This is a genomic window from Aurantimonas sp. C2-5-R2, assembly GCF_036549495.1.
Lineage (GTDB): Bacteria > Pseudomonadota > Alphaproteobacteria > Rhizobiales > Rhizobiaceae > Aurantimonas > Aurantimonas coralicida_A.
Window position 1 is genome coordinate 1 of record NZ_JAZHLJ010000134.1, and the last position, 5,792, is coordinate 5,792.

Below are 5,792 nucleotides of genomic sequence, written 5' to 3' on the forward strand. Positions count from 1 at the left end.
CTTTCCCATGAAGCACCTCCTGCTCACAGAGAATCAAACCGAACATCAAATGGGAACCCGTCGATTCAAATTATTCGCCGGATGCTCTAATGGCCGTCTCGACAGGACCGCGGCCGGTTTTCGAGGTGAGCCGCCGCCGGGTGGTGTTTGCGAACGGTGCGATCGCCCAGATCTTTTCGTCGGAGGATCCGGACGCGCTGCGTGGCTACCAATTCGATGCGGCCTGGGGCGATGAATTCGCCAAATGGGTCCATGGCGAGGCCTGTTTCGACAATTTGCAGTTCGGATTGCGACTTGGCGAGCAACCCCGGGCGCTGTTCACGACGACGCCGCGGCCGATCCCGCTCTTGAAGCGGCTGATCGCCGATCCGGCGACGGTGACGAGCCACATGCGAACGGCGGAGAACGCCCGCAATCTCGCGCCTGGCTTTTTGGCCGCGATGGATGCCCGTTATGGCGGCTCCCGGCTCGGGCGACAGGAACTGGAAGGTCTGATGATCGAAGCGCGGGAGGACGCGCTGTTCGATCTACAAGCGATCGAGCGCGCGCGTGTGAGGGCCGCGCCGGATTTGCGACGCATCGTGGTGGCGATCGATCCGCCGGCGACGGCGACGGCGCGCTCCGATGCCTGCGGCATCGTGGCGGCCGGGTGTGCCGCCGACGGCATCGTCTACGTCCTTGCGGATGCCTCGCGCCAAGGGGCCAAACCGCATGAGTGGGCAGGGACGGCGGTGGCGCTTTACGAGCGGCTGGCGGCCGACCGCATCATCGCGGAAGTCAACCAGGGCGGGGATATGGTCGAGGCGGTGATCCGGACCTGCGCACCGCAAGTGCCGTTCCGCGCCGTGCGGGCAAGCCGCGGCAAATGGGTGCGGGCGGAGCCAGTGGCGGCGCTTTACGAACAGGGCCGCGTGCGCCATGCGGGACGGTTTCCCGAGCTCGAGGATGAAATGGCCGATTTCGGTCCCGATGGGCTGACGGGCGGCCGGTCACCCGACCGGCTCGACGCACTGGTTTGGGCCGTGACGGCTTTGATGGGACCGGCGCGGGAACCACGGGTTCGTGGCTTTTAAGCCGGGCGGCGCCGAAGACGATAACCTGGAGACATCGATGGGACTGATGACGACGATCGCCGGTTGGCTCGGCGGCGCTGAGACGCGCGCGCCCGTCGGTGCGAATGCCGCGGGACGCGAAAGCAAGGCTGCGGGCTATGCCGGCGGCACGCTGGTGTTCTCGGGCGCGGCCGATCCCGGCGCCTGGAGCGAACGATCCTACGAGGCGCTGGCGCGGCTCGGTTTCATGCAAAACCCGATCGTCTACCGTTCGGTGCGACTGATCGCGGAGACCGCGGCGGCCATTCCCTTTGTTCTTTACGACGGTGCGAATGAGGTCGTCCGGCATCCGATCCTCGATCTGCTGCGCAGGCCGAACACCGCGACGGATGGGCCGAGCCTCATCGAGACGTTGTGCGGCCATCTGCTCCTGTCGGGCAACGCCTATCTCGAGGTGGCAAACTTCGAAAGTGAGATCAAAGCGCTGTATTCGCTGCGTCCGGATCGGGTCCGGATCATCGAAGGGCGCGACGGATGGCCGGATGGCTACGAGTACAGGGCCGGCCATTCGGTCCGCCGCATCGCCGCCGAAGGCAGCGACGGCCGGCCAAGCGCGCTCCTGCATGTGCGCCTGTTCCATCCGCTGGCGGAGATGGCCGGCTATTCGCCGCTAGCCGCCGCGCAAACGGCGCTCGACCTGCACAACGCCGCCTCGCGCTGGAACAAGGCGCTGCTGGATAATTCCGCCCGTCCGTCCGGGGCACTGGTCTACCAGCCCACCGACGGCGGCAATCTCGCGCCGGAGCAATTCGACCGCCTCAAGGCTGAGCTCGAAAGCGGCTATGCCGGATCGGCGCGCGCTGGTCGGCCGATGCTGCTCGAAGGCGGGCTGGACTGGAAGGCGATGGCGCTGTCGCCGAAGGACATGGACTTCATCGAGGCCCGCAACGGCGCGGCGCGCGACATCGTGCTGGCCTTCGGCGTGCCGCCGATGCTGCTCGGCATACCGGGCGACCTGACCTACGCGAACTACGCCGAGGCGAACCGCGCCTTTTTCCGGCTGACCGTGCTGCCCTTGATAACCCGGTTGAGCGGAGCGATCGGCGACTGGCTCGGCGGCCATTTCGCGGCGCCCGAGCTTAGGCTCGGCGTCGATCTCGACCAGGTGGACGGCCTAAGCGCCGAACGAGAGGCGCTCTGGGCGCGGGTCGGCGCGGCGGACTTCCTGACGCGTTCGGAAAAGCGCGTGGCCGTTGGGTACGGGGCAGAGGAGTAACGCCGAAATCGAGGCCAAAAAAGAGCGGCAACCGATCAGTTCCGCTCCAAAGGCCTGTTTCGCCAACAAGATTTCAGGACGACAGAACGATGCAAACGACCCATGCGATTGTTAACGTGAAGCCTCGTGGCGGCGCTGCCGGCGCCAGGTGGCCACGATGAGCGCCGAGCCGCTGTCGGCCCTGGCGCTGTGGGTCGCCAAGATCGCAGGCGCCGTCGCGGGGTCGGCCATTTCGGTCGCCTATCTATTGCCGCACGGACAGCGCGAGGCGGCGTCGCGATTTCTCATAGGGATTGTCACCGGCGTCGTCTTCGGCCCGCCAGCCGGGCTGATGCTGGCCGAGCATCTGGGTCTCGACGAGACCCTGAGCTCGACGGAGCTGGTGCTGATGGGGTCGGCCTCGGCCAGCCTTTGCGCCTGGTGGGCGCTCGGCATTCTCGCGCGCTTCGCGGAACGGCTGTTCAGCGTCCGGGACAAGGCGCCATGGAGGGACCGATGACCTACGAACAGGCGTCGACCGAACTCGTCGGACCCGACGCTTCCGGTCGTCTGCGGGGCTACGCCGCGATCTTCGGGGACGCGGATCTTGCGGGCGACGTCATCGAGCCCGGCGCGTTTACCGGATCCGTCGTGACGCGGGGCGTGTCGGGCATTCGCATGCTCTGGCAGCACGATCCCGGCCGCCCCGTCGGAACCTGGGCACTGATCCGGGAAGACCGGACGGGGCTCTATGTCGAAGGCCGGCTCGCGCTTCGCACGCAAGCCGGTCACGAGGCGGCCGAGCTGATCGCCGCCGGGGCGCTGGACGGGCTGTCGATCGGCTTCAAGACCAAGCTGGCGCGGCGGGCGGTCGGACCGATCCGCCGACGCCTCGTCACCATCGACCTGTGGGAGATCTCCCTGGTGACCTTTCCGATGCAGGAACGCGCACGGCTCATGGCCGGGCCGATCTGGCCCGGCCGGAAACGGCGGGCTGTGGCGGCCTGAGCGCCGATCGCGACGCGACAGTCCGCCGACCATCCATCCCAAGCAGAACGGAGAACCGCATGAGCGACATTTCCAACGCCGCGCCGGAGACGAAGGCGCACGGCCCCGAGGCAGGTTCGGCTTTCCATGACTTCATGGAGGCCTTCGAGAGCTTCCGGGAAGCCAATGACGAACGCCTCGGCGATATCGAGAAGCGCATGAGCGCCGACGTCATCACCGAGGAAAAGGTCGACCGCATCAACAAGGCGCTCGAAGAGCAGGAGCGGCGCTTCGAGCGGCTGGTGCTGAAGGAAACCCGCCCGGCGCTCGGCGGTTTGGAGCGCCGGCAGAGCGCCGGTCCGAGCGAGCACAAGCAGGCCTTCGAGCGCTATGTCCGCGCCGGCGACGAACAGGGCATGCGCCGGATCGAGGAAAAGGCGATGTCGAGCCTGACCGGAGCCGACGGCGGCTTCCTGGTGCCCGACGAGACGGAAACCGAGATCGGCCGGCGCCTCGCGGCGATCTCGCCGATCCGTTCCATCGCCATGGTGCGCACGGTCTCCGCCGCGGTCCTGAAGAAGCCCTTCGCGATCTCCGGGGCGCAGACCGGCTGGGTGGGCGAGGCAGACGCCCGACCGCAGACGACGGCGCCGCAGCTCGCCGAACTCACCTTTCCGACGATGGAACTCTACGCCATGCCGGCGGCGACGAACGCGCTGCTCGATGACGCGGCGGTCGATATCGACCGGTGGATCGGCGAGGAGGTCGAACAGGCCTTCGCGGCCCAGGAGGGCACCGCTTTCGTCAATGGCGACGGCATAGCCAAGCCGAAGGGCTTCATGACCTATCCAACGGTAGCAGAAAGCGCCTGGGCGTGGGGTTCGATCGGCACCGTCGCCACCGGCGCTGCCGGCGGTTTCGCGGCCAGCGGCGCGGCGGACGCAGTGCTCGATCTCGTCTATGCGCTGAAGGCCGGCTATCGGCAGAACGCCAGCTTCGTCATGAACCGGCGCACGCAGGCGGCCGTGCGCAAGTTGAAGGACGCTGACGGCACCTATCTGTGGCAACCGCCGACCGGCGCCGGCGCACGGGCAACGTTGATGGGCTTTCCGATGGTCGAGGCGGAAGACATGCCCGACATCGCGATGGGCGCGAAGGCGATCGCTTTCGGTGATTTCGGCCGGTTCTACCTCGTCGTGGACCGGCAGGGTGTGCGGGTGCTGCGCGATCCTTACTCGGCCAAGCCCTACGTCCTCTTCTATACGACCAAGCGCGTCGGCGGCGGCGTCCAGGACTTCGACGCCGCCAAGTTCCTCGACTTCTCGCTCTGAGCTTCCCCTGACAGCACTGGCCGGGCAGGACTCTTGCCCGGCCGTTTCCTTTTCCGGAGACGATGATGACGATGATCGACCTTGGCGGTGGCGTCGAGCCGATGACGGCCGCCGATATCAAGATCTGGGCCAGGATCGACCGTGCGGACGAGGACGGGCTGATCGCGAATCTGATCCGCGCCGCCCGCGAAACCATCGAGGCGACCACCGGCCTCGTTCTGGCGCGGCGGATGTTTCGGCTGGCGCTCGACCCGGTTCCGAGCGATGGATGGGTCGAAGTCCGGCTGAGCCCGATCGTCGGCGTGACGTCGATCACCGCCTATGGAGCGGACGGCACGCCGACCGTCTTCGGCGCCTCCGAGGCGGTCGTCGAGCGCGTTCTCGGGATCGAGGCGAACCGGCTGTCGCTAGCAGTGAGGATGGCGGCGGCGAACGGCGTGGAGGTCGAGTTCGAGGCGGGGTTCGCGGTCGGCATGGTTCCGGAGAACCTGCTTCTGGCGCTGCGAACCATCGTGGCGGCGTCGTATGAGTTGCGGGCCGCTGTCGATCCTTCCCAACAGCCGGCCGTCCTTCCTCCGCTGGCCCGCTCGCTACTCGCCCCCTATCGCAGGGTCCGAATCTGATGGCGCCGCTGTTTCTCGACCCGGCGCTGCTGCGCAAACGCGCAGTTCTGGAAACCGCCGATCTTACGCCGGATGGCGCCGGCGGCGCGTCGACCACATGGCGGGAGCTTCGCGAGCTCTCGGTGCATGTCGAGCCGGTCTCGGTGGTCGCTCGCGAGCGCTTCGATCAGCATGAGGTGGTGGTGACCCATCGGGTGATCTGCCGCTGGACGACCGACGTCGAGCGCGGTCGCGCGTTTCGCCTGGGCACGCGCCGCCTCGCTATCCTTTCGGTGCATGATCCGGACGAGACCGGGCGGTTTCTGGTGTGCCGCTGCGCGGAGGAACGCTGATGCGTATCGAAGCGCGGCTCAAGCGCCTTCGTCTCGGCGCGGCCGCCCATCGCGTGATTGGCGCGGCGCTGGGCAAGGTGCGGCGTACGGGTGGAGAAGCGAGGATTCAATCTCTGCCTTCAACCTTGCCTATCCGGTTGTTACCCACGCCCACTAAATGTGGGGTGCGCCCATTCCCCGGAGTAAAGCCCGTCAAAGGTCGGCGCAGCTGC

Annotated in this window: 7 protein-coding genes and 1 pseudogene; all 8 read left to right on the forward strand. The window is 67.1% G+C overall.

Features of this window, described 5'->3' with window-relative positions:
- Positions 1 to 86: 86 nt before the first annotated feature.
- Positions 87 to 1,073, forward strand: a pseudogene (locus VQ044_RS23520) (DNA-packaging protein); the annotation flags it as partial.
- Between the two features lie 46 nt (positions 1,074 to 1,119).
- Entirely contained in the window at positions 1,120 to 2,328 is a 1,209-nt protein-coding gene (locus VQ044_RS23525; RefSeq protein WP_442873005.1) for a phage portal protein, read from the forward strand.
- A gap of 157 nt (positions 2,329 to 2,485) precedes the next feature.
- Positions 2,486 to 2,827 (forward strand): DUF6107 family protein, encoded by a 342-nt coding sequence (locus tag VQ044_RS23530; RefSeq protein ID WP_327650028.1) that lies wholly within the window; start codon positions 2,486 to 2,488, stop codon positions 2,825 to 2,827.
- Entirely contained in the window at positions 2,824 to 3,315 is a 492-nt protein-coding gene (locus tag VQ044_RS23535) for an HK97 family phage prohead protease (protein WP_327650029.1), read from the forward strand. The genes VQ044_RS23530 and VQ044_RS23535 overlap by 4 nt, the downstream gene beginning before the upstream one ends.
- Positions 3,316 to 3,374: 59 nt before the next feature.
- Positions 3,375 to 4,625 carry a phage major capsid protein gene (locus VQ044_RS23540; protein ID WP_327650030.1) on the forward strand — a complete coding sequence of 417 codons (1,251 nt, stop codon included), beginning with the start codon at positions 3,375 to 3,377 and terminating at the stop codon, positions 4,623 to 4,625.
- A 65-nt stretch (positions 4,626 to 4,690) separates the two neighbouring features.
- The gene (locus tag VQ044_RS23545) at positions 4,691 to 5,248 is read left to right on the forward strand and encodes a head-tail connector protein (protein ID WP_327650032.1); all 558 of its coding nucleotides are present in this window, start codon (positions 4,691 to 4,693) and stop codon (positions 5,246 to 5,248) included.
- Positions 5,248 to 5,580, forward strand: a complete 333-nt coding sequence (locus VQ044_RS23550; RefSeq protein ID WP_327625135.1) for a phage head closure protein — start codon at positions 5,248 to 5,250, stop codon at positions 5,578 to 5,580. The genes VQ044_RS23545 and VQ044_RS23550 overlap by 1 nt, the downstream gene beginning before the upstream one ends.
- A partial coding sequence (locus tag VQ044_RS23555) for a hypothetical protein (protein ID WP_331827805.1) occupies positions 5,580 to 5,792 on the forward strand: 213 nt, incomplete at its 3' end. The genes VQ044_RS23550 and VQ044_RS23555, both read left to right, overlap by 1 nt.

What these genes read in the sequence shown, in the direction of transcription:
- VQ044_RS23540 (WP_327650030.1), top strand. Translation starts at nt 3,375, where the DNA reads ATGAGCGACATTTCCAACGCCGCGCCGGAGACGAAGGCGCACGGCCCC.
- VQ044_RS23550 (WP_327625135.1), top strand. Translation starts at nt 5,248, where the DNA reads ATGGCGCCGCTGTTTCTCGACCCGGCGCTGCTGCGCAAACGCGCAGTT.
- VQ044_RS23530 (WP_327650028.1), top strand. Translation starts at nt 2,486, where the DNA reads ATGAGCGCCGAGCCGCTGTCGGCCCTGGCGCTGTGGGTCGCCAAGATC.
- VQ044_RS23545 (WP_327650032.1), top strand. Translation starts at nt 4,691, where the DNA reads ATGACGATGATCGACCTTGGCGGTGGCGTCGAGCCGATGACGGCCGCC.
- VQ044_RS23535 (WP_327650029.1), top strand. Translation starts at nt 2,824, where the DNA reads ATGACCTACGAACAGGCGTCGACCGAACTCGTCGGACCCGACGCTTCC.
- VQ044_RS23525 (WP_442873005.1), top strand. Translation starts at nt 1,120, where the DNA reads ATGACGACGATCGCCGGTTGGCTCGGCGGCGCTGAGACGCGCGCGCCC.